At 57.6% G+C, this 24,566-nt stretch carries 22 protein-coding genes; 6 read left to right on the top strand and 16 right to left on the bottom strand.

What is annotated here, in order from left to right:
- Positions 1-32: 32 nt before the first annotated feature.
- Both EDC28_RS18480 and EDC28_RS18475 read right to left on the bottom strand, forming a co-directional pair.
- Positions 33-1,019 (bottom strand): serine/threonine protein kinase, encoded by a 987-nt coding sequence (locus EDC28_RS18480; RefSeq protein WP_123422591.1) that lies wholly within the window; start codon positions 1,017-1,019, stop codon positions 33-35.
- A gap of 65 nt (positions 1,020-1,084) precedes the next feature.
- Positions 1,085-1,711, bottom strand: coding sequence for a TetR/AcrR family transcriptional regulator (locus EDC28_RS18475; protein WP_050659692.1), 627 nt, complete (start codon positions 1,709-1,711; stop codon positions 1,085-1,087).
- Positions 1,712-1,810: 99 nt separating this feature from the next.
- Here EDC28_RS18475 and fabF point away from each other — a divergent pair, with 99 nt between their 5' ends.
- Both fabF and EDC28_RS18465 read left to right on the top strand, forming a co-directional pair.
- On the top strand, positions 1,811-3,082 hold the full coding sequence (fabF, locus tag EDC28_RS18470) for a beta-ketoacyl-ACP synthase II (protein WP_123422590.1): 1,272 nt from the start codon (positions 1,811-1,813) through the stop codon (positions 3,080-3,082).
- A gap of 94 nt (positions 3,083-3,176) precedes the next feature.
- The gene (locus EDC28_RS18465; RefSeq protein ID WP_123422589.1) at positions 3,177-4,121 is read left to right on the top strand and encodes a sensor domain-containing diguanylate cyclase; all 945 of its coding nucleotides are present in this window, start codon (positions 3,177-3,179) and stop codon (positions 4,119-4,121) included.
- Here EDC28_RS18465 and EDC28_RS18460 read toward each other — a convergent pair.
- Entirely contained in the window at positions 4,114-4,362 is a 249-nt protein-coding gene (locus EDC28_RS18460; protein ID WP_123422588.1) for a TIGR02647 family protein, read from the bottom strand. The genes EDC28_RS18465 and EDC28_RS18460 overlap by 8 nt on opposite strands.
- Positions 4,363-4,509: 147 nt before the next feature.
- Here EDC28_RS18460 and EDC28_RS18455 point away from each other — a divergent pair, with 147 nt between their 5' ends.
- Positions 4,510-6,315, top strand: a complete 1,806-nt coding sequence (locus EDC28_RS18455; RefSeq protein ID WP_123422587.1) for a DUF885 domain-containing protein — start codon at positions 4,510-4,512, stop codon at positions 6,313-6,315.
- Between the two features lie 102 nt (positions 6,316-6,417).
- Entirely contained in the window at positions 6,418-7,191 is a 774-nt protein-coding gene (locus EDC28_RS18450) for an alpha/beta fold hydrolase (protein WP_123422586.1), read from the top strand.
- Positions 7,192-7,238: 47 nt separating this feature from the next.
- On the opposite strand, the gene EDC28_RS18445 is transcribed toward EDC28_RS18450, so the two are convergent.
- Positions 7,239-7,817 (bottom strand): YceI family protein, encoded by a 579-nt coding sequence (locus tag EDC28_RS18445; RefSeq protein WP_050659686.1) that lies wholly within the window; start codon positions 7,815-7,817, stop codon positions 7,239-7,241.
- Between the two features lie 318 nt (positions 7,818-8,135).
- On the opposite strand from EDC28_RS18445, the gene EDC28_RS18440 reads away from it, so the two are divergent.
- The gene (locus EDC28_RS18440; RefSeq protein ID WP_123422585.1) at positions 8,136-8,630 is read left to right on the top strand and encodes a hypothetical protein; all 495 of its coding nucleotides are present in this window, start codon (positions 8,136-8,138) and stop codon (positions 8,628-8,630) included.
- A 423-nt stretch (positions 8,631-9,053) separates the two neighbouring features.
- Here the strand turns inward: EDC28_RS18440 and EDC28_RS18435 are convergent, their stop codons facing one another.
- The 6 genes from EDC28_RS18435 to EDC28_RS18410 form a co-directional block, all read right to left on the bottom strand.
- Complete coding sequence (locus tag EDC28_RS18435; RefSeq protein ID WP_123422584.1) at positions 9,054-11,219, bottom strand: peptidase domain-containing ABC transporter; 2,166 nt, start codon at positions 11,217-11,219, stop codon at positions 9,054-9,056.
- Complete coding sequence (locus EDC28_RS18430; protein ID WP_123422583.1) at positions 11,206-11,613, bottom strand: hypothetical protein; 408 nt, start codon at positions 11,611-11,613, stop codon at positions 11,206-11,208. The genes EDC28_RS18435 and EDC28_RS18430 overlap by 14 nt, the downstream gene beginning before the upstream one ends.
- Positions 11,606-12,790 (bottom strand): aKG-HExxH-type peptide beta-hydroxylase, encoded by a 1,185-nt coding sequence (locus tag EDC28_RS18425; protein ID WP_123422582.1) that lies wholly within the window; start codon positions 12,788-12,790, stop codon positions 11,606-11,608. Before EDC28_RS18425 ends, EDC28_RS18430 begins: the two co-directional genes overlap by 8 nt.
- Positions 12,791-12,805: 15 nt before the next feature.
- The gene (locus EDC28_RS18420) at positions 12,806-14,116 is read right to left on the bottom strand and encodes a radical SAM protein (protein WP_123422581.1); all 1,311 of its coding nucleotides are present in this window, start codon (positions 14,114-14,116) and stop codon (positions 12,806-12,808) included.
- A gap of 18 nt (positions 14,117-14,134) precedes the next feature.
- Complete coding sequence (locus tag EDC28_RS18415; protein ID WP_050659680.1) at positions 14,135-14,314, bottom strand: hypothetical protein; 180 nt, start codon at positions 14,312-14,314, stop codon at positions 14,135-14,137.
- Between the two features lie 308 nt (positions 14,315-14,622).
- A complete protein-coding gene (locus EDC28_RS18410; protein WP_123422580.1) occupies positions 14,623-16,146 on the bottom strand; it encodes an ArnT family glycosyltransferase in 1,524 nt (507 codons plus the stop codon).
- Between the two features lie 392 nt (positions 16,147-16,538).
- On the opposite strand from EDC28_RS18410, the gene EDC28_RS18405 reads away from it, so the two are divergent.
- Entirely contained in the window at positions 16,539-17,726 is a 1,188-nt protein-coding gene (locus EDC28_RS18405; RefSeq protein ID WP_123422579.1) for a glycosyltransferase family 9 protein, read from the top strand.
- Between the two features lie 343 nt (positions 17,727-18,069).
- On the opposite strand, the gene glmS is transcribed toward EDC28_RS18405, so the two are convergent.
- From glmS to EDC28_RS18375, 6 genes are all read right to left on the bottom strand, one after another.
- Entirely contained in the window at positions 18,070-19,875 is a 1,806-nt protein-coding gene (gene glmS, locus EDC28_RS18400) for a glutamine--fructose-6-phosphate transaminase (isomerizing) (protein WP_123422578.1), read from the bottom strand.
- Between the two features lie 4 nt (positions 19,876-19,879).
- Positions 19,880-20,653, bottom strand: coding sequence for a DeoR/GlpR family DNA-binding transcription regulator (locus EDC28_RS18395; protein WP_123422577.1), 774 nt, complete (start codon positions 20,651-20,653; stop codon positions 19,880-19,882).
- A 103-nt stretch (positions 20,654-20,756) separates the two neighbouring features.
- Complete coding sequence (locus tag EDC28_RS18390; RefSeq protein ID WP_123422576.1) at positions 20,757-21,398, bottom strand: hypothetical protein; 642 nt, start codon at positions 21,396-21,398, stop codon at positions 20,757-20,759.
- Between the two features lie 10 nt (positions 21,399-21,408).
- Positions 21,409-22,416, bottom strand: a complete 1,008-nt coding sequence (locus EDC28_RS18385; protein ID WP_123422575.1) for a 5'/3'-nucleotidase SurE — start codon at positions 22,414-22,416, stop codon at positions 21,409-21,411.
- Between the two features lie 125 nt (positions 22,417-22,541).
- Positions 22,542-23,672 carry a hypothetical protein gene (locus EDC28_RS18380; protein WP_123422574.1) on the bottom strand — a complete coding sequence of 377 codons (1,131 nt, stop codon included), beginning with the start codon at positions 23,670-23,672 and terminating at the stop codon, positions 22,542-22,544.
- A complete protein-coding gene (locus EDC28_RS18375; protein ID WP_211355753.1) occupies positions 23,666-24,457 on the bottom strand; it encodes a substrate-binding domain-containing protein in 792 nt (263 codons plus the stop codon). The genes EDC28_RS18380 and EDC28_RS18375 overlap by 7 nt, the downstream gene beginning before the upstream one ends.
- Between the last annotated feature and the right edge of the window lie 109 nt (positions 24,458-24,566).

Raw genomic sequence — 24,566 nt, 5'->3', positions numbered from 1 at the left:
GTTGCGTGACAGGTTTTTAAACTGGCACAGCTTCACATGCCGGTCAATAATCGCAGCGGCGGTTCGTTAAGTGCCGCCAGGCTTTCCTTGAAATTGAGGATCTGGTTTTCCCAGTGCCGCGGCTCGGCAAACCAGGGGAAAGCCAAGGGAAAGGCCGGGTCGCCCCAGCGCTGGGCCAGCCAGCCCAGATGTTGCACCTGGCGCAAGGCCTGCAGGGGCGCCACCAACCGCAGTTGCCGCCCATCAAAATCCATAAACTGCTCATAGGCCTCCACCAGCACCGCCAGTTGGCTCTCTTGCTCGTGGCGGCTGCCACAAAGCAGCATCCATAAATCTTGCATAGCCGGGCCCTGGCGGGCATCGTCCAGGTCCAGTACGAAGAGCCCCTGACTGCCTTCAAGGAAGTTACCGGCATGACAATCGCCGTGCAGGCGAAGCGTTGGCACCTGCACCTGGGCAAAGGCCGCTAAGGTGGCGTCTACCAGCGGTTTCAAAATGGCGTCCAAGGGTCGCTGCAGATAGTCGGGGATTTGCTGGCTCTCGTTGATGGCAGTAACGGCATTAGCCAACAACAGCGCCGGGTCGAGCCGCTCACGATGGCTAAAAGGGGTTTTGGCGCCCACCTGATGCAGCCGACCCAAGTACTGGCCCAAGGTATCGAGGGTATCAAGATCGGCAATTTCCACCGGCCGACCGCCCACCGAGGGATAGAGCGCCAGGCGATAGCCCTGGCAGTGGTGCAGGGTTTTGCCATGCAAACGATGGGGCGCCACCACCGGCACCTCGGCCGCTGCCAGCTCCTCGGCAAAGTCGTGTTCTTCTTGGATTTGTGCATCGCTCCAGCGGGCTGGCCGGTAGAACTTCACCACCCAGCGTTTGCGGTCGTCGTCGAGGAACTGGTAGACGCGGTTTTCAAAGGAGTTGAGCGCCAGCAGGCCTGAACTAACACCAATGTCCAACTCGTCAAGGGCATTGAGGATGGTGTCCGGGGTGAGGTCGGAGAAATTGAAGCGCGACATGAATACCCTTGTGGCCAAAGCGTTACGCCATTATCCACGGCCTGGCACGGCAACACGAGCCGCATTCAGGACTTTTGCAGCAGCGCCCGGTCTTTGCCGACCTTGAGCATGGCCAGGATTTGCTGCTGGGAAGCCTCAAGGATGCGGCGGCGCTCTTCGTCGTCGGCAATGACCTTGGCCATGGTTACGGCGCCCACCAGAGACGCCAAAATGGCCCTGGCCTTGTCACGAATGAGCGCCGGGCCGTCCTGCACCTTGTGCAGCCGATTAAGGGCGATGATGCGCCGCTCCAGCATGGTGCGCAGATGCTCGTAGGAGCTTTGGAACAACTGGCGGATACGGTCGTTGTCGTTGCCAATTTCGTTGAACAGCACCGCTTCGGGGCCGGGCCCGACATTGCCGCTCTGGCGCAGCCCCCAGTAGTTGGCGGCCAGGGCGATAAGTTTTTTCACCGGCAGCGGCGTTTTTACCAGCCGGGAGCGGCCGCTGTCTTTGAGGGTTTCAACAAAAGAGGCCGAGTACAGTGCTTCTTTGGAGTCGAAATGGGCATAGAAGGCGCCGTGGGTCATGCGCGCTTCTTTCATGATCTGACTGATGGAGACCTTTTCAAAGCCGTGGCGGCTGAACAGCTCGGTAGCGGCCGCAATGATCCTGGCCCTGGACCTGGCTTTCTGGTCCTTTGGGTGAGACATGGCGCTGCTCCTTACTTAACCGGAATGAATATTACCTTGATCATATAGTGCCGGACGCTAGGGTTTGGGCCAGAAAACACTTTGGCTCTGGAGTCCCTGATGAACTCACCTATCGTTATTACCGGCATGGGCATGGTCAGCCCTCTTGGCTGCGGCGTCAAGGCAGTATGGCAGCGCCTGACCGCTGGTCAGTCCGGTCTTGGCTTTATCGACCGCTTCGACACCAGCGAATTCCCCATCAAAATTGCAGGCCTAGTGCCCACCATCGACCAAGACGCCGATGCCGGTTTTGATGTGGACGCCATCATCGAGCCCAAAGAGCGCAAGAAGCTCGACCCCTTCACCGTCTACGCCCTGGCCGCCGCCAAAGAAGCGCTGGAGCAGGCCGGCTGGGCGCCTCAAAGCGTCGAAGACCAGGAAGCCACCGCCACCATCATCGGTACCGGCATCGGCGGCTTTACCACCATCACCAGCGCCCAGCAGACCCTCGACAGCCGCGGCTACAAGCGCCTGTCACCCTTTACCGTACCGGCCTTCCTGGCCAACCTGGCCGCCGGCAACCTGTCCATCAAATACGGCTTTAAGGGCCCCATGGGCTGCCCGGTGACCGCCTGCGCCGCCGGGGTGCAGGCCATAGGCGATGGTATGCGTATGATCCGCAGCGGCGAAGCCAAAGTCGCCCTGGTGGGCGGCACCGAGTCGTGTGTCGACCCATTGTCCCTGGCGAGCTTTAACGCCCTTAAGGCCCTTTGCACCCAAACAGACGACCCGGCCAGCGCCTCGCGCCCCTTTGACGCCGCCCGCAGCGGCTTTGTAATGGGCGAAGGGGCCGGGCTGTTGGTGATTGAAACCCTTGAGCACGCCCTGGCCCGAGGCGCCAAGCCACTGGCGGTACTGAGCGGCTATGGCACCAGCTCTGACGCTCACCACATTACCTCCGGCCCGGAAGACGGCGCCGGCGCGGCGGCGGCGGTGCGCCGCGCCCTGACCATGGCCGGTCTTAAGCCTCAGGACATCGGTTATATCAATGCCCATGCCACCTCCACGCCGGTAGGCGACAGGGCCGAGATAGCCAGCCTGCGCAACGTCTTTGGCGCCGATTTGCCCGCCATCCCGGTCTCGTCTACCAAGTCTGCTACCGGCCACCTGCTGGGCGCCGCCGGCGGTGTGGAGAGCATCTTTACCGCCCTGGCGGTAATGAACGACACCCTGCCGCCCACCCTCAACCTCGATGAGGTGGACGACACCATGGCCGACCTCGACCTGCTACCCAACCACAGCCGCCAGCAGGCCACCGCCCATGCCCTATGCAACGGCTTTGGCTTTGGCGGCGTCAACGCTGCGCTGATAGTCAGCAAGCTCCCCGGCTAACCCCAGGCCCGCCACTCGGCGGGCTTTTTATTTGCAGCAGGTTGGCGTTTTTACACTAGGCTCAGAGAGTCACAATTAAGCAAACCCTGTTGCAATGCAGCCCACTCCGGCCAATCTTTCCCTCGAGCAACTGGCGTTGTTAGTCAACGCCTTGCCCGACCCGGTTTTCATCCTCACCCGTAGCGGCCGCTACGCCGGTATTTTTGGCGGCACCGATCTGCGTTATTACCACGACGGCAGCGCCTTGGTGGGTAAACAACTGCACGAGGTGCTGGTGCAGGAAAAGGCCGACTGGTTCTGCCAGCAAATTGCCCAGGCCCTGGCCCAGCAACAATTGCATATCGTCGAATACGGCCTGGGCGGCCGTGATGTCAAAGGCCTGGAAGACGGCCCCGATGGCCGCATCTGGTTCGAGGGCCGGGTCCAGGCCCTGCCGTTTTTGGTGGCCTGTGAAGAGGCAGTGCTGTGGGTGGCCAGCAACATCACCGAGCGTCACGAGCTGGAAACGAGGCTGCGCCATTATTGCGATACCGACGAGCTGACCGGCCTCTATAGCCGGCGGCGGCTGATGCAAGCCCTGAATGAGCACTTCGCCGACTTTCAGCGCAGCGCCATTCCCTGCTCGCTACTGCTGTTCGATATCGACCACTTCAAGCACATCAACGACGACTACGGCCACCAGCAAGGCGACCAGGCCCTGCAACTGGCTGCCAAATTGTGCCGCCAGCAGCTCAGGCCGGCCGATATCTGCGCCCGCCTCGGCGGCGACGAATTTGTGGTGCTAATGGCTCACACCCCGCCCGATTTGGCCATGGCGGTGGCAGAGCGGGTCCGAATCCAACTGGCCAAAGGGCTGAAGGCGCAGCTGAGCCTGGCCCAGGGCGGCTCCATCAGCGGCGGGCTGACTGCCTTTGGCAGCGGCGACAGTTGCAGTGAAACGGTGCTGAAAAGGGCGGACGACGCCCTCTACGAAGCCAAGCGCACCGGCCGCAACAGGATTGTCAGGGCCGATGCGCCTGAACAGCGGCAGATCAGGTAAGGGCGGGTTCGGAGCTGAGGATGGTCAGGGCCAGTTGGATATGCTCGGCGGTCTCCCGGCCAAGCTCGGTGAGGTAACCGCCGTCGCGGGCACTTATCAGCCCTTTGTCAAAGAGCCGCTGGGTGGCGGCCACCAGCTGCGGCTCGGCGTCGTGGTGCACCTTGATGCCGGTTTGCACCGAGTTCAATGAGAAGCTGGAAAGAACACGAATTTCTTCAATCAGTTGCTGCGAAATGGCCATGGCCGGTTACTCCTTTTTTGTTGTCCTCCATACATAGCAGCCCACGCGCCCTTTTGCCGAGACAAATCGTACTTCTCTGGGGCAGGTCAATTCGGGTAGGGTGAAGGCACGTTGCCGGCAAGATGCTGGTTTTTAGGGAGAAAGCTCATGTCCATTCGTCTTGCCGCCCTGACAGCGGCCATTGCCCTGGCCCTTGGCGGTTGTGGCCCCAAAGAGGCCGGCACCCCGGCCCCTCAGCAAAGCCAGGCCAAGGCTCAGGTTGATGTTACCGCTCTTGCCGACCAGTACTTTGAAGACAACCTGCAGCTCAACCCCTGCATGGGGGTGTACCTGGGGGATTATCGCTTCAACGACCAATACTGTCTGCAAACCCCGGCCCACTTTGAGGCCCAGCGGGCGCTGACCCAAAAATACCTGAATAAACTGGCTGCAGTGGACCCCAGCCGCCTTTCTGGCGAGCAGCGCACCACCTTTGAGATGCTGAATTTCGACCTGAACCTGGCCAAAGACGGCGAACGCTTCCCCAACGAACTGCTACCCATCAACCAGTTCTATAACGACTTTGCCACTTTCGCCCAACTGGGCTCCGGCACCGGCGCCCAGCCCTTTGCCACCGTGGCCGACTACGACGCCTTCTTAAAGAAAATCGACGGTTTTGCCCAAAATGCCGACCTTGAGATCGGCTACATGAAAGACGGTATGAGTAAAGGGGTGGTATTGCCCAAAATACTGGCCGAAAGGTTGCTGCCGCAGCTGCAGGCCATGGTGGTGGCAAGCCCCGAAGACAGCCTGTTCTGGGAGCCCATCAAGGCCCTGCCGGCCAGCTTCAGCGAGGCCGACAAAACCCGGCTGCAAGCGGCCTACCGCGCCGCCATCACCAACCAGGTGGTGCCCGCTTACCAAAAAATGCACGACTTTATCGCCGGCAGTTATCTGGCGGCTTGCCGTGACAGCGACGGCTGGGGCGGCCTGCCGGACGGCAAAGCCTGGTATGACTGGGAGATCCGCTCCCAGACCACGGTGACCGACATGAGCGCCGACCAAATACACAATCTGGGCCTGCAACTGGTGGACGACATCCACGGCCAGATGCAAAAGGTCCAGCAAGAGCTGGGCATTCCTGGCGATCTGCATGCGCTCTTTACCCACATGCAAAACGACCCAAGCGAGTACTTCAAGACCCCGGAGCAGGCTCTGCAGGCCTTTCGTGACCTCAAAACCAAGGTCGACGCCCAACTGCCGCGCTTTTTCGACAAAATGCCCAAGCAAGATTACGAAGTGCGGGCCACCGAGGCCTTTCGGGCCGCCAACTCCGCCGCCGGTGAATACCAGCCCGGCACCCCGGACGGCAAACGCAAAGGCATCTTCTACGCCAATATCTACAACCTGAAAGTGCAGCCCATTTACGGCATCACCACCTTGTCGCTGCACGAAGCCTCACCGGGCCACCACTTTCAGATCGCGCTGCAGATGGAGCAGGGCACCCAGTCCCGCTATCGCCAGTTCAGCGGCTATAACGCCTACGTGGAAGGCTGGGCCCTCTACGCCGAGACCCTGGGCAAGGACATGGGCCTGTACCAAGATCCCAACCAGTATTACGGCCACCTCTCCGACGCCTTGCTGCGCGCCATGCGCCTGGTGGTAGACACCGGCCTGCACGCCAAGGGCTGGAGCCACGACAAGGCCATTGCCTACATGCGCGACAACTCCAGCATGAGCGATGCCGATATTCAAAGCGAAGTAGAACGCTACATGGCGCTGCCGGGCCAGGCCCTGGGCTACATGCTGGGCCGCCGCGATATCGAAAAACTGCGTGACGAGGCCAAGGCCGCCCTCGGCGACAAGTTCGACATTCGCGCCTTCCACCATCAGGTGCTGGGTGTGGGCGCCGTGCCCCTGGCGGTGCTGGACGACCATATCCACCAGTGGATAGCGAGCCAGCAAAAAGCCTAACCCGCAAAAACCGGCCGCTAGGCCGGTTTTTTTTATGCCAGGGAATAGTCTCGCCGCTGCCACGTCTTACCCTCGCATTCCCCAACGAAGCGGAGTAAGACCATGCTAAAAGCCGTCCTTGGTGCCTCTACCCTGGCCCTGACCTTATTCAGTGGTGCCAGCCAGGCGCAAACCCAGCCCATCAAAGAAATTGTGCTGGTACACGGGGCCTTTGTTAACGGCGCCGGCTGGAAGCCGGTGTATGACATCCTGACCAAGGACGGCTACCAGGTCAGCATTGCCGAGCATCCCCTGACCAGCTTCAGCGCCGATGTTACGGCCGTTAAACGCACCATCGATGCCCTACCAGGCCCGGTATTGCTGGTGGGCCACAGCTATGGCGGCGCCATCATCACCGATGCCGGTAACGACCCCAAGGTCAAAGGATTGGTGTATATCGCCGCCCATGCCCTGGATAAGGGCGAGACCGAAAAGGCCAACGGCAAGCGCTTTCCCAATAGCGCCCGGCCGCTGCGAAAATCCGCCGATGGCTACCTGACCATAGCCCCGGCCAATTACCCGGCTGACTTTGCTGCCGACCTGCCCACAGCCCAGGCCAACTTTGAAGCCGATGCCCAGGAATGGACCAACGCCTCGGTGTTCGCAGCAGTAGCGGGCGAGCCGGCCTGGCGCCACAAACCCACCTGGTACGCCGTGGCCAAGATGGACAAAATCATTAACCCCAACCTGGAGCGCATGTACGCCAAGCGGGCCCATGCCCACACCATTGAAATCGCCGGCGCCAGCCACTCGGTGTATGAATCCCACCCACAGCAAGTAGCCGCCTTGATAGAAGAGGCCGCCCGCCAGGCCCTTAACGACAAGGCCATGGACTAAAAACCAAAAAGCCTGTCATCCGACAGGCTTTTTTGTTACCCAAAACCTTACTTGGCTTCGGCTTCGGTGGTGATCTCAAGGGTCACTTCATCGCTGACGTAAGGCACGTATTGGCCCAGGTCGAAATCGGTACGCTTAATAACGGTGCTGGCGTCAAAGCCTACTGCCGGCACCTTGGCCATGGGGTGCTCACCGGCCTTGTTCAAGGTGGCGTGCAGTACTACCGGCTTGGTGATGCCCTTGATGGTCAGTTGGCCTTCCACATCGTATTTCTTGCCGCCTTTGGCAACGATCTTAGTGCTTTTGAAGGTAGCGGTAGGGAATTTGGCCACTTCAAAGTAAGGGGCTTCCATAAACTCGGCAGTCAGGGCCGGTACGCGGGTATCAACGGTTTTAACCGGGATGGACACTTCCACGTTGGACTTGGCAGGGTTCTTTTCATCGAAGTTGATGGTGCCGCTCACATCGGAAAAAGACGCGGTCGGGTTGGAAAAACCAAAGTGGTTCCAAGACACCACCACGCTGGTGTGGGTGGGGTCGATCTGGTAGGCCTTGGTGGCCGCCATGGCGCTCATGCTCAGGGAACCGGCTACCAACATCAACGCCAGACTGGTTTTACGAAACATCCTTCTCTCCTTTTTGCCTTTGCTTCGCCTGGCGCGTTAGACGTGCAGGCATCTGTGATCCTTTACGATGGTAATGTCGACAACACCGATCACAATGGCTAAAAATTCACGCTACCTTTCGACTGGGTAGAACGTTACCCCCTCGACAACCCTTTTAGTCAGCCAGAGCAGCCTCCGGCCAAGTGCACGCCACCGAGACAACCCAGCCCTGACCAAACTTTATCGCCAAAAACCTCGGCAAATTCGCAGTGTTAACCGCTGGACAAAACCGCGCACCCGCACAAAACTTTTAACAAATAATTAACCATGGATAAGGTTATGCAGCGACGTCGCACCGCACCACGCCAAGCGTTGCCAGACAATCGGCTTCCTCACTTACCCAGCAGCCTGCTCACCATCCCCTGGCGCCATGCCCCTTTGAACCTTTGCCAGCGCTGGCGCCTGTTGCAGCAAAAAGGCGCCCTGGCCATCACGCTTTGGCTGCTGGCGACTCTGGCCCTGGCAGCCCTGCTTTGGGGGATAGATCAGGTGGCGGGGCATTTGGGGCTGGCCATCGGCATCGTACTGACGGTGGTCATCGCTACCCTTATTGGCGGGGTGGCGGTATTGGGCGAGCAGTATTGGTTTGACTACCTCAAGGGCCTGGGCGAGCTCAAAAAAATCCGTTTTGCCGCCATTCCAAGCGCCGCGAAATCCGTCGCCCAAAAGATGCCGCCCGCCAACGATAAAAACGGCTCTCACAGGCACCTTCGCCACCGGGAAAAGCAGATAGCCCATCACGGCTTAGCCTTGCCCACAAACCATAGAAAATAAACATAACTAAACTTAAAAATATAGATTTTAATGATAAATATAAGGCTAATTGGGTAGCTCAGCCTCCCGCGCCATCCGGCGCCCTCCACCTAGCAAGCTCACCTCTCCATCTGCCCCTTTAAAACCGGCATGGCATTGTGCCTGCCGGTTGGGCAGAGCAACGCAGCGACCTTATCGAGGTACCGCCAGAGGCTGCACCGCCGTCAGGCTTCCCACTGGTGCTGGCCTTTCACGGCGACGGTATGCAAGGGCCTTGGCATGGAAAAGAAGCTGTTGAATAAAGGGACGATTCAGACTGAACAACGTGAGCATAATGGGCCGCCTGCTGCCAGCCATGACCCAACGCTTTATCGCGTTTTTGCAGCAGGAAATACCAAGCAGCGTTGGCCACTGAGCCCGGCCAGCAGCGATGCTGGCAGGCTTTCAGCCCTTGGCTTGGCGCAGCGCCACCGGCTCGGCGTCGCTAAGATGCAAGCCCATGGCGTCAGACTTGCTTATCTCTTTAACCAGGCCATCTTGCAACAGCAACACCCGGTCAGCCCGCAGTAAAGTCTCGGGCCGGTGCGCAATGCACAGCCGGGTCAGGTTAAGCCGGCTTATTTCGTCCAGGACCGCCCTTTCATTTTCGCTGTCGAGGTTGGCAGTGCCTTCATCGGTAAACAGAATTTTGGGGTTGTGATAAAGGGCCCTGGCCAACAAAATCCGCTGCTTTTGCCCGCCTGAAAGCGTAGAGCCCAGGTCACCGATGGGGGTGTTGTACTTCATCGGCATGCTCATGATCTCGTCATGGATATTGGCTTGCCTGGCCGCTACCTGCACCTGCTCGAAATCCGCCCAGGGATCTTCAAATGAGATGTTATCCACTACCGACGCACTCAATAGCCGGTCATCCTGCATGACCACCCCAAACTGGCGCCGATACCAGCCGCTGTCATGCTCGGCCACCGGTACACCATCGAGGGTAATTTGGCCAGCATCCGGTGAATAGAGGCCTAGGGCCAACTTGATGAGGGTAGTCTTGCCGGTGCCGGAGGGCCCGACAATGGCCACAAACTCACCCGGCTGCACGGTAAAGCTGGCATTGGCCAGCACCGGTTGGTCGGCCACGGCATAAGAGAAAGCGACATTGTCAAAGGCCAGTGCTCCGGCGGGCTGTTCGGGCTCCAGCCCTTTGCCGAGGTCACTGCCCTCGGGCTTTGCCAACACGATATCGGACAACCGATCGAGGTAGACGCTGACATATTTGATATCCAAGAGACTGGTTATCAAGGAGTTAGCTTTAACGGCGAATTGCCCTTTGAAGATAAAAAACGCAAACAGGGTACCGATGCCCATGGCGCCACCGATCACCAAGCCACCGCCAAAGTAGATACAAAGGGCGGTGTCTACCCCCAGTACAAGGATGCGCAGGCCGTTCTGGAGGTTGATGAAATTGGCCAGCTTTACCTCGGAGGCCATCAGTGCCTGGTACTTGTTCTGCCATATGCCCAGGCGGTCATCTTCCTTGGCAAAAATCTTGATGGGTGACATGCTGCGCAGGGTGTCGATCACAATGCCGGTTTCAATTTCCTTGGCCTTAATTTTCTCCCTAAGGCGCAGCCCGGTTTCTTTTGAGCAATACCAGCGCAGCAGAAAATACAGGGAGAATGACCCCAAGGTGATAGCCCCCAGCACCGGGGAGATAAAGAAGATGGCGGCGCAAACTCCCACCGCAATGGCGCCGTCCAGCACCACGCTGACAAAGTTGGATGTCAGCAAGCTCCTTAGCTGGTCGGTGGAGTGGTACTTCTCAATCAGGGCGCCGACATTGCGCTTCTCAAAGTAGGACAGCGGCAACGACAGCAAATGCACGAACACACCCCGCACAAACTGCTGATTAAACCGGGTGCCAAGATAAACCCCAACGTAGTCGCGCATGATACTGAGCAAAAACTGCGACAACACCAGCAGCACAAAGCCGATGGACAACCATTTGATAAAGGCCAGGTCCCCCTGCTGCACGCCATGGTCTACCGCCAGCTTGATAAAGAGCGGGCTCCCCAGCGCCAAGACTTCTAGAAACAAGGTCAACCAGAGGGTTTGCGCCAGCAAGGAGCGAACCCCTTTGGTATTGCCAAGCAACCAACGGAATCCTAGTCGGCCACCTTGGGGCGCGACCGAGAACTCGCCGCCAGCCCTGATTTCCAGGGCGATACCGGTAAAGTGGCGGGAAAATTCTTCACGGCTCAAACACCGGACCCCAAGGGCCGGATCGTGGATCAGAAACTTGCCGCCCTTGATGCTTTTAAGAACAACAAAGTGATTGAAATCCCAATGCAAAATGGCCGGGAGTGCCAGCTTGGCCAGGTTATCGACATCGATTTTGACCGGCCTGCTGATAAGGCCATATCGGTTGGCAATGCTGACAACCTGTTTGAGGGTTATTCCCTTAAGCGAAACCGGATGGGCCTCTTGGATGGCGGTAATAGAAACCGCTTTGCCATGAAACTGCATCACCATAGCCAGGCAGGCCAAGCCGCAGGTGGAGGACTCGGTTTGATACACCATGGGCAACCGGGACCGGGGCTTGAGCCAGCTAAATAATTTCATTGATCAGCCTCTTTTTCGCGACCAGGGAGACACGACCAGCTTGGTTGGCACTGTCACCCAAGTCTTGAATCACCAGGCAGCGCTGGTTTTTGTCGCAATACTGCCAATGGCTCAACTGAACGCCGCCTTCAGTAAAGAGCGCCACAATGGTGCCGTTCACGGGTTCAAAAAGCTGTATCACACTACCTTGCTGGCCGGGCAACTTTTGCACCGTTCCACTCAGATGCACGGTGACGGTTATAAACAAGAACCCCAATACCAGTAATGCCGCCAACAGCAGCGGCAGGCAAAGCACCAGGGCAAGGTGCAGGGGTTTGACCACGCTGACTTCACCAAGCAGCCGATATTTGTAATGCTCCCTGGCCTTTTCCAGAAAAAGATTGGCGTTATCCATGGTCAGGCACCAACTCCATCGCCACTGCCTCGGGAATGCGCAGCAGAGCTTCTCGAAGCGGCAGATACAGGCTCAGGCCCAGCTCGGTGAGATACGCGCGGTTGGCCTCCAAGCCGCTGGATAACTCCCGCATGTAGTAAATGGCTTTCTTGTCCCGGTCGGCCAATGACGCCTCAAAGCCGGCGGCCTTTAACGACGAATAAGCCAGCATGACGTTGCCAAAGGCGTGATAACCGGTCAGTAGCAAAAAGAGCGGCCGCTCTTTGCTTTTCAACGGGGAATAAACCGCTGGGGCGTTGTCCGACACCAGGGGCTCAAGGCACAGGGCCAGGTTGAAATACTGGTGCGAGCATTCGTGGATCAGCATTTCCAGGGTTTCAAAAGGTGACGCCGGGCAGGCGACCTCCACCGCCCCAAATCGATACCGGATAGATGCGCTAGCCAGGGTATCTTGGGCCGGGCGACGAACGGGAATGACCTTGTGCAGCACGTTCGTCACCCATCTTTGGTAATGGGGAATATGCTGGCCAAGGAGACTCAACGCCACTTCAAGCTGGCCAGCGGCAAGGGGACTGTGACTTGGCTCATTTACCGAGTCAGCCCAGAACGCCCAGAAATCGGGATTGAGGTCGCCCAGGGAGATAACTTTATCCGCCACCGCTATCACCGCGTCGCTCTCGCCCAAAGTGCCAGTAAAAACACCGCTTTCGGCCAGTTTGTCTATAACGAGCGGCGTATCTAGGCCATCGCCCGACACCGTGATGCGGCTCGCGGTCACCGACAAGTGGTAACGACCCGGCGCCAACAGCTTGCCCTGGAGCAGCAACTGGCTGGCGGTGCTAAAGCCGATATCGATATCACTTAGCACCCCAATCAGGCTCGCAGTAATCACCAGCTGCGCACGTATATCCATCAGCATCTCGAGGGTAATGTCCCTCAAGCTGAAGATCTTCAAAAGGCAGCCCACTTCGGGCCTGAAAAAATGGCTTTTAGGGTCAACCCCCTCCAGTGCCGCCAACACAGACCCGGTCGCCTCATCGTTTTTGCCGGTCAGCCTTAAAAATTCCTTTTGGAGCCGGTTAGCTGCCGATTGCATTTGAAAGGCCGCTAACAGCCCCACTAGATCGGCATTATCTTGGCCGGCAACGGGAAGAGAAAACTGGGTAATGCTGGTCATGCTGAAAGTCCTTTTTCACAAGCTGACACGAATAATCTCGACGTCTCTGGCTGCGGCTCTGGCAATAGTGGTATTCAAGCCATTTTTTGCCAGATACCCAGGATCTTTGGAAAGCACGTTACTCAGCTCTTCAAGAGAGAGCCCCTTATCCACCAAATACTGCGCAATATAATTGTGGATAAAATCCATGGTCTCGCAAAATACTGTGTTCTGTTTAAAACCTTTACCTCGTTGATAACGGTTGAAAAGGGCACCACCTCGGCATGAGCGGAACCATTCACAGCCGTCACATCCCTGGGGCTTTTCATCAATGGCGGTAATAAGAGATTGCCAAAGTTGGCTACTTAGAAACTGGTTAAGCGAGGTATTGAAAATAGTGACATTCTTATCAAGAAGCGCATTATCCAAGGACAGGATATTATCGTCCACCCCAAGCTGACCTTCGCTGCTGACATTAATGATATTGTGCTGCATGGATTTATACTCATCCAGGCATTCTGCATGCTGTTCGGTCAGCATCATTTCCAGAATACGATTAAGGGTATTCATGTAAAGCTTGTTATTTTTTTGATTCTCCGACCAGTAGTCCAGTACCTCTTTAAAATAGCGGATCCATTTATCCTGTTGCTGCTTTAACGAGCTGTCATGGCCTTCTCTTGGGAAAAGCAGATCGAAGTTCTTAATGCCCAGCTCTTGGTGCATATGCTTGACCAGCTCGCCACCGTCGGCTTCTACATTGGCTACGCACAATGCACCGGTAGAGGGAATACGGCCACTTTTAGCCGCCTCGGCCAACATCCGAATGCCTCTGACCGTCTCGTCGTAGCTGCCTTTACCGTTGTGGTCGATTCGGCTTTTGTCATGAATAGCTTTGGGACCGTCGATACTGACCCCTACGTGGACCTGGTATTTTTCGAAGATGGCAAGCCACTGATCGTCAACCAAGGTACCGTTGGTCTGGCACATTAACTTCAACGAGCAATAGGGCTTAATACCCTCAGAAAGGGTGCGGCAGATATTTTCAAAGTGGCTTTTTTTCATCAGTAGCGGTTCACCGCCATGTAGACCAATATTCACTGACGAAAGGCCTATCTCATCTACCGCTTGCCGGACAAATAAAACCAGTTGCTCAACAGTAGACATTTTAATAACAGCGGTATTTTCCTTATGGGTATCCATTTCCTGAAAGAAAAAATAACAATAGGTACAGGCCAAATTACACCTTTCAGATATTTTCAGTACGATATCGATACCTTTCCTTGGCGACGGCATAATTTCTCCTGCTTTTATTTTATTAATTTTAAAAAAGGTATGGACATACTCCATACCTTTAACGCCAAATAATTACTCGGCGATTTCTTTACCAACAGAAAGGTGGCCAGAGGCGTGGCCGGAACCATGGGCAGAACCATGGGCCGCGGCACCGCTGATCATTTCCAGGTGCTCTTCACGCAGCTCAACGATTTCATTTTGCTTGTCGGCAGATACATTCAGGCGCTGAGCCAGTTTTTCCTGTAAATTCATTTTTTATTCCCTTACGTATTATCAATGGGTTGATGCCGACACTCCTCAAGACGGCAACAAAACATTAACAACGGTGACATTACGTCGAACCTGTATCAAAAGACAGGCCCAGGGCTTTATGTGATCGTCATCTAAAAATTTAGCGGCGCCAGACGCCTAAACAGCGATTGGCGATACCGGCCAAATTTAACCTATGTGATTGTTTGGTAAGGATTGAAGTAAGGTTTGCGCCGATAAAAGAGTTGGAGCTTTGGCTAACACCGCTAATGTGCAATGCCCGGCCGAAGCCGGGCATTGGGCTTATGGCATTACTCCTCGTCTTCGGCGGCGGTATCGAGCATCAGCCAATCGCGGCTTGGCATCAGCACGAAGAACCGGGTCCGATAGGGGTAAACCTCGGTGGCAAGGCGGCGCATCTGCTCGCTGGGTTTTTTGACCACTGCCACCAACAGGCCTTGTGGGTGCTGGCTGGCCCAGGCTTGCACGTCAGCGGGCTTGCCCAGCGCGACCAAGTCCCTATCTCCGCGCCCTAAAAAGCGGAACTGGTTAGCGTAGTGGCCGATATAGGCCACCGGCGTGCCTTGGTCCTGCATCTGGGTTATCTGCTGGGCAAAGGGTTTGAAGTCGTAATAGGGGCGGATCACCGGCCCGGCCAGGCACAACAGCAGCTGCACCGTCAGCGGGAAGGCCACCAGCATTGCAAAGGGCCGCCGGTATACCCAGGCCGCCAGCAGCAGCGGCAACAACGCCATCCAGCGCATCGCACCCGGCACGGCGCTGCCTGGGAAGGAATGGGCCAGTAGCTCCGGCAAAAAGCCGATAGCCGCCGCAAAGGCCACCAACAGCGCCATAAAGCCCCAGCGGCGCCCAGGCAACTCCAGCCATTTTCCGGCCAACCAGACCGCCGCAAAGGGGAAGGTGGGAATGAGATAATGCAACTGCTTGGAGCTGATGATGCTAAACAGCACCAGTTGCGGAAAAAAGCCGCACAGCACAAAGCGCTGCCATGGCGCGGCAGCGATGCGGCCCTTCCAAAAAGGCATGGCTACCCAGGGCAGCAAGAACAGCGGCAGCAACATCAGGTACCAATACCAGGGGCGGGTGTGGGCAAAGGCATTGGCCACCCGGCCTGCCGACTGCCTCCAGAAAATGGCCTGGGCGTAATCGCTGCCGCCAGCCATGGCGGCTGGAATGGCCCACGCCAATATCACCGCGATACCGACTACCGTCGCCATCGCCAGGCCTTGGTACCAACGCTTCAACGCCAGATGCTCGGGCCGCCAGTAAAAGGCGCTCAGGCCAATGGGCAACCAATAAAGCAAAAAGACCGGTCCCTTGGTCAGCATGCCAAGGCCCACCGCAATGCCGCTCACCACCGCCCAATAACGGTTTTGCTGAGCCTTGAACAGGCTGGTTAACGCCAGCAGCAAAAACAGGCAGACCAGCATGTCAAACATGGTCAGCGCCATGAATACCTGCCAGGAGAAAGCCCCCAGCAGCAACCAGGGGCTAAGGGCGGCCAGCTGTTGCTGGCGGGGAGCAACGCTGACAATCAAGGCCCGCAGCGCCAGCACGTTCATCAACCCCGCCATAGGCACCACAAGCCGCGACAGGAAATCACTGCCAATACCCAGTAACCAGCCGATATTGAGCAACCAGAACATCAGCGGCGGTTTTTGCGGGTAAGGTTCGCCGTTGATGTGCGGCACCAGCCAGTTGGATGACTGGTGCATCTCCCAGGCCACCGATAGGTAGCGGGTTTCGTCCACCGGGAGCAGTGGAAAGGCCAGCAACCGGACACAGACCACCGCCAGCCCCATCAGCCAGAGCATCAATAGCCCCTGGCGATGACCAAATAAGCCGATATCGGCCCCCAATCCATTGCTACGCTCAATGGTTGTTGCGTGTAGAGAAGATTCTCGTTGTTGGATCATGCAAGCCCAAGCCTTTGCGATTTTTTGTGTACCCTAGGAATCAAATATTAAGAAAGTGTTAGGATTTGAGTGTAGATTCTAAATGTATTTTTCATGACAATGTGCGACGACGCTCTTTTATTTTAAATTTGAACTATTCTTTGTGGTTGGCTTCTTACACCCAAGCCTTACTTTTATCTTAATGAACCACTATCTTTGGCAATCAATGAGTTAGTTGTCAATTTCAATTCAATATCTCGGCCAGGTTCCATTTTTAGCGAGGCAATTTCTTAATAGACTTTTAATTATCCATGACGATGCTCGGCTGGCTTTTCCAATCCGAGTGCAATGTCATGGGTCACATTAAAAATTTATTAAGACATTTTGATAAATACCGCCGTCGTCATACCAAGATCATGGATGGGTGGTTACTCCGTTGGCTGTCTCATTTTTCCAAAATAGACAGCCAGCCTTTGGAAGAGGGCCAGGTAAAGCAGATACTGCTGATGAGAACCAATAAACGCATTGGCAATATGTTATTTCTTATCCCTTTCTTAAGGATGCTTAAAAAACGTTACCCCCATGCTGAGATCGATCTGCTGGTGCATGCAGCTTGGCAGAATCCTCTTTTTGCAGGATTAGGGATTAGGCAAATCTACCACACCAACCTGACCGGCAAGGGCCGCTTGCCAAGGGCCATAAAAGTCATCCGCGACTTACGGCGCCAGCATTACGATTTATTGCTGATGCCCTACAGCTCTTCCACCGACACCCTGCTGGCCGCCTTTATCCACGGCCGCAACAAGAAGGCCCGTCATTTTGGCAAAAGGCACTTGATCTTCAAGCACTCGATGACGGTTGCAAAACGCCAATGCCATGCCGCCTTTGCCGCGCTACCTCTTATCGATGCCAAGCCAGATATCCACTGCCATCAATTGCAATTATCCCCGGCGGAAATAGCCGCGGGCCGGCAGCAAGCCAAGCTACTACGTGGCGACTTTACCGGCCCGGTTGTTGCCTATTTTCGCGGCGCCAGAGGTAATAAGGCTCTTGACGATAAGGACTGGCAGCGTCTTTTAGAAAGGACTGAAAAACACGGCCAGATAAAGTGGATAGAGCTGACCTGCGCGGACATTTCTGCGCCCCTTCATCCCCACAGCCAAACCTTTAGCTGCCCTGATCTTCGCCAACTGGCGGCCACCCTGGCGGCGCTGGACGGATTTATCAGCGCCGATACAGGCCCGCTGCATCTGGCCGATGCTGCCGGTGCCCGCTGCTATGGGCTCTTTAATCACACCGACCCGATTATCTTTGGCTGTATCGGCGAGCATTCATTAAATATCGAGCTAAAAGACGGTATTGACTTGGCAGCCAGTGAAATAGGCTCTGATATTTTTAACAAGACGATATTGACGGCTGAGAAAGCCAATATAACGACACTGGAAATTAAAAAAGTAAATATCCCTCTCATGCCAGAATCGAATGTTCACACGGCTTAAGGATTTTGTTTAAAATCTACTTTTTTATGGATTTTTTACCCACACTCCTAATCCAAAAAATGGAGTTTTAATATCAAATCAATTTTTAACACTGTGAGTACTTACCTTTATCTAACGGAGCCTATCCAATACTGGCTAAATAACTGTTCCTAATTGTGAACCAGCCCATGCCACTACAACCTCCGAAAACTGGGGCATTGCTGGGTTTCGGGGTGATCTACTATTCGGCACAGCTATTTAGTCAATACTCTACATAAAGAAAGCCCGCCAAAAGGCGGGCTTTTTATTGTGGGATGACACTTTATTTTCATCCCACAAGGGGGCTTTTTGCTGATCGGTTGGGTTATTCCACCGTCACAGATTTAGCCAGGTTGCGGGGCTGGTCCACGTCGGTGCCCTTGATGATGGCCACGTGGTAGCTCAAAAGCTGCAGCGGCAGGGTGTAGAGGATGGGGGCCAGCACTTCGTCGCAGTGGGGCACGCTCAGCACCTGCATGTTGGCGGCAGGGCTGATGGCGGCGTCCATATCGGCGAACACGTACAGCTCGCCGCCACGGGCGCGCACTTCCTCGATGTTGGATTTGAGCTTCTCTACCAAATCGTTATTGGGGGCAACCACGATGATTGGCATGTCGGCGTCAATCAGCGCCAGGGGGCCGTGTTTCAGCTCGCCGGCAGCGTAGGCTTCGGCGTGGATGTAGCTGATTTCTTTGAGCTTGAGCGCCCCTTCCATGGCGATGGGGTATTGGTCGCCACGGCCCAGGAACAGGGCGTGGTGCTTCTCGGCAAAGCATTCGGCCAGGGCTTCGATTTGTTTGTCTAGGGTCAGGGCGCTTTCAATCAGGGCCGGCAGCTTGTGCAGGGCCAGGGCGATGCGCACTTGCTGGGCCGGGCCTTGGCCGAGGGCGGCGGTCAGCATCAGCAGGCCGGTGAGTTGGGTGGTAAAGGCCTTGGTGGAGGCGACGCCAATTTCGGCGCCGGCGCGGGTCATCAGGGCCAAGTCAGATTCGCGCACCAGGGACGAGCCAGGCACGTTGCAGATGGTGAGGGTCTTGGCGTAGCCAATCTCCTTAGCCAGGCGCAGGGCGGCCAGGGTGTCGGCGGTTTCGCCGCTCTGGGAAATGGTGACCAGCAAGGAGCCGGGGCGGGTCACGGATTTGCGGTAGCGGAACTCGGAGGCAATTTCGACGTTGCAGCTGATGCCGGCGATGTCTTCAATCCAGTAACGGGCCACCATACCGGCGTGGTAGCTGGTACCGCAGGCGATGATCTGTACATGTTGAATATCGGAGAGATCCCCCAGTTCAGCCAGGGTCAGGCTGTCGCCCACCAGGCGGCCTTCGAGGGTGTTGCGAATGGCGATGGGCTGCTCGTGAATTTCTTTGAGCATGTAGTGGCGATAAGGGCCTTTGTCGCCGCTGTCGTGCTTGAGATCGGTCTCGGCCGCTTCGCGCACCACCGGCTGGCCGCTGGTATTAAAGATGTTCACTTCGTGGCGGGTCACTTCGGCCACGTCGCCTTCTTCCAGGAAGGCAAACTTGCGGGTCACCGGCAGCAACGCCAGTTGGTCGGAGGCCAGGAAGTTCTCGCCAATACCAAAACCAATCACCAGCGGGCTGCCGCTACGGGCAGCGATAAGGCGCTCGGGGTCGGTCTTGTCCATCACCACCATGCCGTAGGCGCCGTGCAGTTGTTTGACGGCGCTTTGCACCGCTGCCAGCAGGCTGGCGGCGGTTTTCAGCTCATGGTGCACCAGGTGGGCAATGACTTCGGTGTCGGTCTGGGAGGTAAACACATAACCCAGGGCTTGCAGGGACTGGCGCAGGGTTTCGTAGTTTTCGATGATGCCGTTATGCACCACAGCCAAGGTTTCATGTGAAACATGGGGGTGGGCGTTGGCTTCGGAAGGCACACCGTGGGTGGCCCAGCGGGTATGGGCAATACCGGTGCCACCTGTAAGGGGCGCTTCTGCCAGGGCATCGGCCAGAGCCTGCACCTTGCCGAGGCGACGGGTACGGCCTAAGTCGCCCTGTTGGCTGACCACGGCCACACCAGCTGAATCGTAACCGCGATATTCCAAGCGCTTGAGGCCTTCAACCAGGATCTCTGCCACATCGCGCTGAGCAACAGCGCCAACAATGCCACACATGGGTTTACTCCTTGATTTTGGCGCAAAGCACGGTGGTGCCCTGGGCCTCGATTTGGGTTTTGGCCGCCTCATCCAGGCGGTCATCGGTAATAAGTATCGAAACTGCCGACCAGGGCAGTTCCAGATTGGGGATCTTGCGGCCCAGCTTGTCGGCTTCGGCCACCACTATCACTTCGCGGGCCACTTCGCTCATCACCCGCGACAGCCCCAGCAACTCGTTGAAGGTGGTGGTGCCGCGGGCCGGGTCGATGCCGTCGCAGCCGATAAACAGCTGATCAAAGTCGTAGGCCCGGAGCACCGACTCAGCCACCTGGCCCTGGAAGGCCTCGGTGTGAGGGTCCCAGGTGCCGCCGGTCATCAACAGGGTGGGCTCGTTTTCCAGCTCGCGAAGGGCCTGGGCCATGGTGAGGCTGTTGGTCATCACCACCAGGCCGCGCTTGTCGTTGAGGTGCGGGATCATGGCCGCCGTGGTGGAGCCGAAATCCATGATGATGCGGTTATGGTCGCGGATACGGCTGGCGGCCAGCTCGCCAATAGCTAACTTTCGCTTCGAAACTTCTTGATCGCTTTGCTGTTGCACCAGTTCGGAAGGCAGCGGCACGGCACCCCCATAGCGGCGCAACAACAGGCCATTACGTTCCAGTTCGGCCAGATCCTTGCGGATGGTCACTTCCGAGGTAGCAAAGTGGGAGGACAGTTGCTCAACCGACACTTCACCTTGTTTATCAAGTAGATGAAGTATGGTGTGACGGCGCTGGAGGGTGTTGCGTTTGGCCATTGCAGATAGTTAAGTTTCGATTTGAAAGTTATGTTATCAAAACAAAAGCTTTAGGCAAGCACCTGAAGACAAAAGAGACAGGCCCGGTTAACCGGGCCTGGGGTTACAGATGGGTCCAGTAGCCGCTCAATACCGAGCCGGGCAGCTGCACGTCCAGTTGGTCAGCGCTGCCATAAAGGCTATGGGCCTCGACAAGGCCGGTGCCGGCCGCCAGGCCACAGCCGCTGTCGGTTTGTACCTGCAGCAGCGATTGTGCCTGGGTGAAATGGCCACTCAGGCTGCAACCTTGATAGGCCGCAGTGAAATTGCCCTTGGCATCGAGGTTGATATCCAGCAACTGGCCGTCGCTCTCCTGCAGCTGGTAGCTGCCGGCGGCTGGCAGGGTGCTGGCCTCGGCCCAAGCCTGGCGCTTGGCGACCAAGCTGGTGGTGCCGCTTTGACAGGCCAGGTCTTGGCCTTGCAGTTGGCACTGGTAGCCGGCAAAGCGCAGCTGGCGGTTGGCGGCGTCAAATTGCGCGGCCAGCAATTGGCGCTGGTCACGGCTGTCCACTAACCGCACCAGGTTGTTGTCCAGCCCCAGCAGGGCCATTTGCAGCAACTGCGGTTGGTTGTCGGTGTCCAGGAAGCTGGCCTGGTATTGGCCGGCAAAGGCCGAATAGGCGGCTTGCTCATCGCTGCCCTGGTCATGGCTGTCGTGACAACCGGCCAACAGTAGCAGCAGCCAGGACCAATAATGCTTGTTCATTTGCCGCTCCTTATTGACCAAGTCCGGCCAGGCGCTGCTGGGCATAAGCCTGCTGGGCACGGCTGGCCTGAATGCTGCCGTCGATGGTGCTGATGGTGACATACCCCTGGCCCACGGCCACCCCTTCGGAGACCTCGGCGCTGTCGCCGGCGTCCCCTTGTTGCATGGTCAGCCCCGCTTTGCCGGCGTACATGACCTTGGCCATGGCCAGGGCGCTTTGCAGGTCGCTGGCGTAACCTGCCGCCACCAGGCTCTGGGCCACGTACTGCATGATGAGGTCGCTGCTGGACATGTCGGCGCTGAAGGCCAGCTCGGTGCCGCCGCCGTTCCAGCCGACGTCGGTCAATTTAAAGCCGAGGTTGCTGTCGATGGCATCGGGGATGTTCACGTTCAGGCCAAGATGCGGTGGCAACAACGGCAAGTTGGCGGGGCGGGTGCTCACCAGCTGGTCCACCAGCTTGACCACGATGTTGGCAATTTTCGGCGCCTGGCTGCTGTCGCTGCCAGAGCTGGTACCGGCACTGACGGCTATGGCCGGAATACCACGAGCCAACATCACCATGGTGGCCCCCAGGGTACCGGAGTTGTTGTTCAGGTAACCCAGGTTGTTGCCCTCGTTGGGGCCGGAGATCACCAGATCAGGGGCACTGCCCCATTTGGCTTTGGCGGCGACGTCGATGCCATAAAGGGCCGCCATCACCGGCGTGCCTTCGGAGAAGGTGCTGAACGCCAGGCTGGTATCGGTATCGCCGACACAGAACTGGTCAGGGTCATCGCTTTTGGTCTGCACCGGCACCGCCTTCATGATGTTCATGGCGCCGCCCTTGCCGCTCTCCTGGGTACAGGGCGCCGACACCAGCACCGAGTGGCCGTCGGCCACCAGCGCCGTTTTCAAGGCCTGGATATTGGCGGTGGACCAGCTGTCGTCGTTGGTCAGCACGATGTTGAGGGCACAGGCCTGGGTTGATACCAGCGCCGCGCAGCCAAGGGCGGTGGCAAGGAGGGATTGCTTTAACATGGTCGTTTCCTGAGTTGGTGAAGCAGATTGCTCCGGACCCACCCAGGCTGGAAAACGCCCGTTACCGGCAGATGAATTGGTTATCGCTGGCGGATTTAGAGATATCTCTAAATAAAAACATTTTATTAAACAATTAGTTGTATACGCTCACTCGGCAGCTGCAGGCGGTAGGCGCTGCGGGCTGCCGCCAGGTCGCGGCGGCTTTCAAAGAGGTAGGGCTCGGCCAGCGCCCCCAATTTTGCCTGCAACTCGTCCTTAATCTTGGAACGGTTCTGATCCAGGCTCTTGGCCTTGAGGCCCTGCTCGCGCAGATCGCTGATGGCCTTTTGGTGGCCACCATGGGCCGCCATCAGCGCCGCCAGCGCCTGGCCTTCGGCCAGCTGGGGCCGGTCGGAGCGCGGATTGGTGAGCCAGCCGTCACCCTGGCGACCCGCCATCGCATACCAATAGAGGTAAAACAGCGGGGTTTTAGGTAGATCCAGCCACAGGCCGTGGCAGCAAAGGCGACCGGCGGCCAGATCAAAGCTCAACCCCGCCGGGCTGTTGGCCACCGTTACCGCCTCAAGGTGCCCAAGGCCAAGACCGGCGGCCTGCACATACCAGGTAAAGCCCTCGGCATCGAGGTGTTTCAGGTCCCTATCCAGGTGGGCGGCCAGCAACGACAGGGGCAGGCCAAGCCGCTGATGCAGCAGCTGCAGCCGGGGCCAATGGGCTGGCTCCAGCCCTGCAGGCAGGGCGTCAATCATGGCCAGAGCCTCTGGCGCGCCATGGCCCTTTGCCAGTAGCAGCGCCAACCACTGCCGGGAACGCCTGTTCAAAGGCGCTGGCAGCCACCAGCACAGGCCCCCCAGCAGCACCACCAACAGCAAGCTGGCCAGCCCCCAAGGCAGGGGCTTGGGGCGGCAGGAAAAGCCATATCCCAGGTACAGCTGCCGGCCCGCGATAGGCCAGCTTAGCCGCTGCTGCCAGTGGCCGGGGGGCGCGTCATAAGCCAGGCGACTTTGCAGGGTGCAGCTGAGCCAGGGGTTGGCGGAGGCCAGATGCTGGCCGTCTTCTGCCAGGCGGCGGTTGATGTAATCCAGCCAGCCTTGCTCGTGGCCCCAGTCGGCGCCGTCTTCCAAGGATTGGGCCAGCAGCGGCGGCAACTCCCGGTCCAGCACCGGCGCCAGCTCCCTGGCCAGCCAGGGGCCGGGCAACAGCAGGCTGCCGGCCAGCCACAGCAGCAACAACAGCCCCAGCAGCGCCGCCCTTACCATGGTCGCGCCAACTGCGCCTTCATGGCAGCCTCCAGGTGGCGCACTAGGGTTTCGCTCAACGCCTTGTCCCGGCTCAGGCGGCTATCGATAAACCAGGCACCGGCCGGCACCTTACCCGCGATCAGCAGCGCCTTGGCTGGGTCAAACCAGGGCGTATGCCCCTTGGCGGCAATGGCGGTGATGAAGTCCACGTCGCCTTTGGCCAGGGCCGCCTGCAACTGTCGGCGCTCGCGAAAAAAGCGCAGCTGCCCTGGCTCTGGCTTTATGCCGGCGTCATTGAGGGCATGCAGGGGCAACTGGTAACCGGACTGGCTTTCGCTGTCGCTAAGCAGCCCCAGGCGTTTGCCGGCAAAGGCGGCAGAGCTCAGCACCACCGGCTCGCGGCCCAGCAGGTAGACCTGATAGTCGGGCAGGGCCAACAACTCGGCCAGATACTGGTGATAACGAGGCACCAACCCGGTCAACACGTAATCGCGATTCCACAGCAGCTGGTAGCGGCGCTCCATGATGTCGGCGGCGGACAATTCGCCCCTTGCCTGCCAGCTCACCTCCACTTGTGCAAAGCGCCCGGTAAGAGCCGGTTCATGGCACAGTGCCTGGGCCAGGGGCTTGGCCAGCAATTGGCTTATTACCAGCACCTTGAAGGTGCCGCTGCCCTCGCCGGGCAAGGGGCAACGCTCCTGGTTGTAGGGGCCGAGGGGGTATGGCGTATCGGCTTGCCTTGGCAGGGCGATCAACGCCCACCACAGCGCCGACATCAGGGCCAGGGCGACCAGGGATAACAACCCCTGTTGCAGCCAGGGGCGGCGAAGCCAAAGTAGATAAGCCGGGTTCACAGGGCATGAAGGCAAGGAATGATGCGGGGCAGTCTATGACAATCGCGCTACAGAATAA

The sequence above is a fragment of the Gallaecimonas pentaromativorans genome (genome assembly GCF_003751625.1).
Classification (GTDB): Bacteria; Pseudomonadota; Gammaproteobacteria; order Enterobacterales; family Gallaecimonadaceae; genus Gallaecimonas; species Gallaecimonas pentaromativorans.
This window is presented reverse-complemented; position numbering and strand designations above follow the sequence as displayed.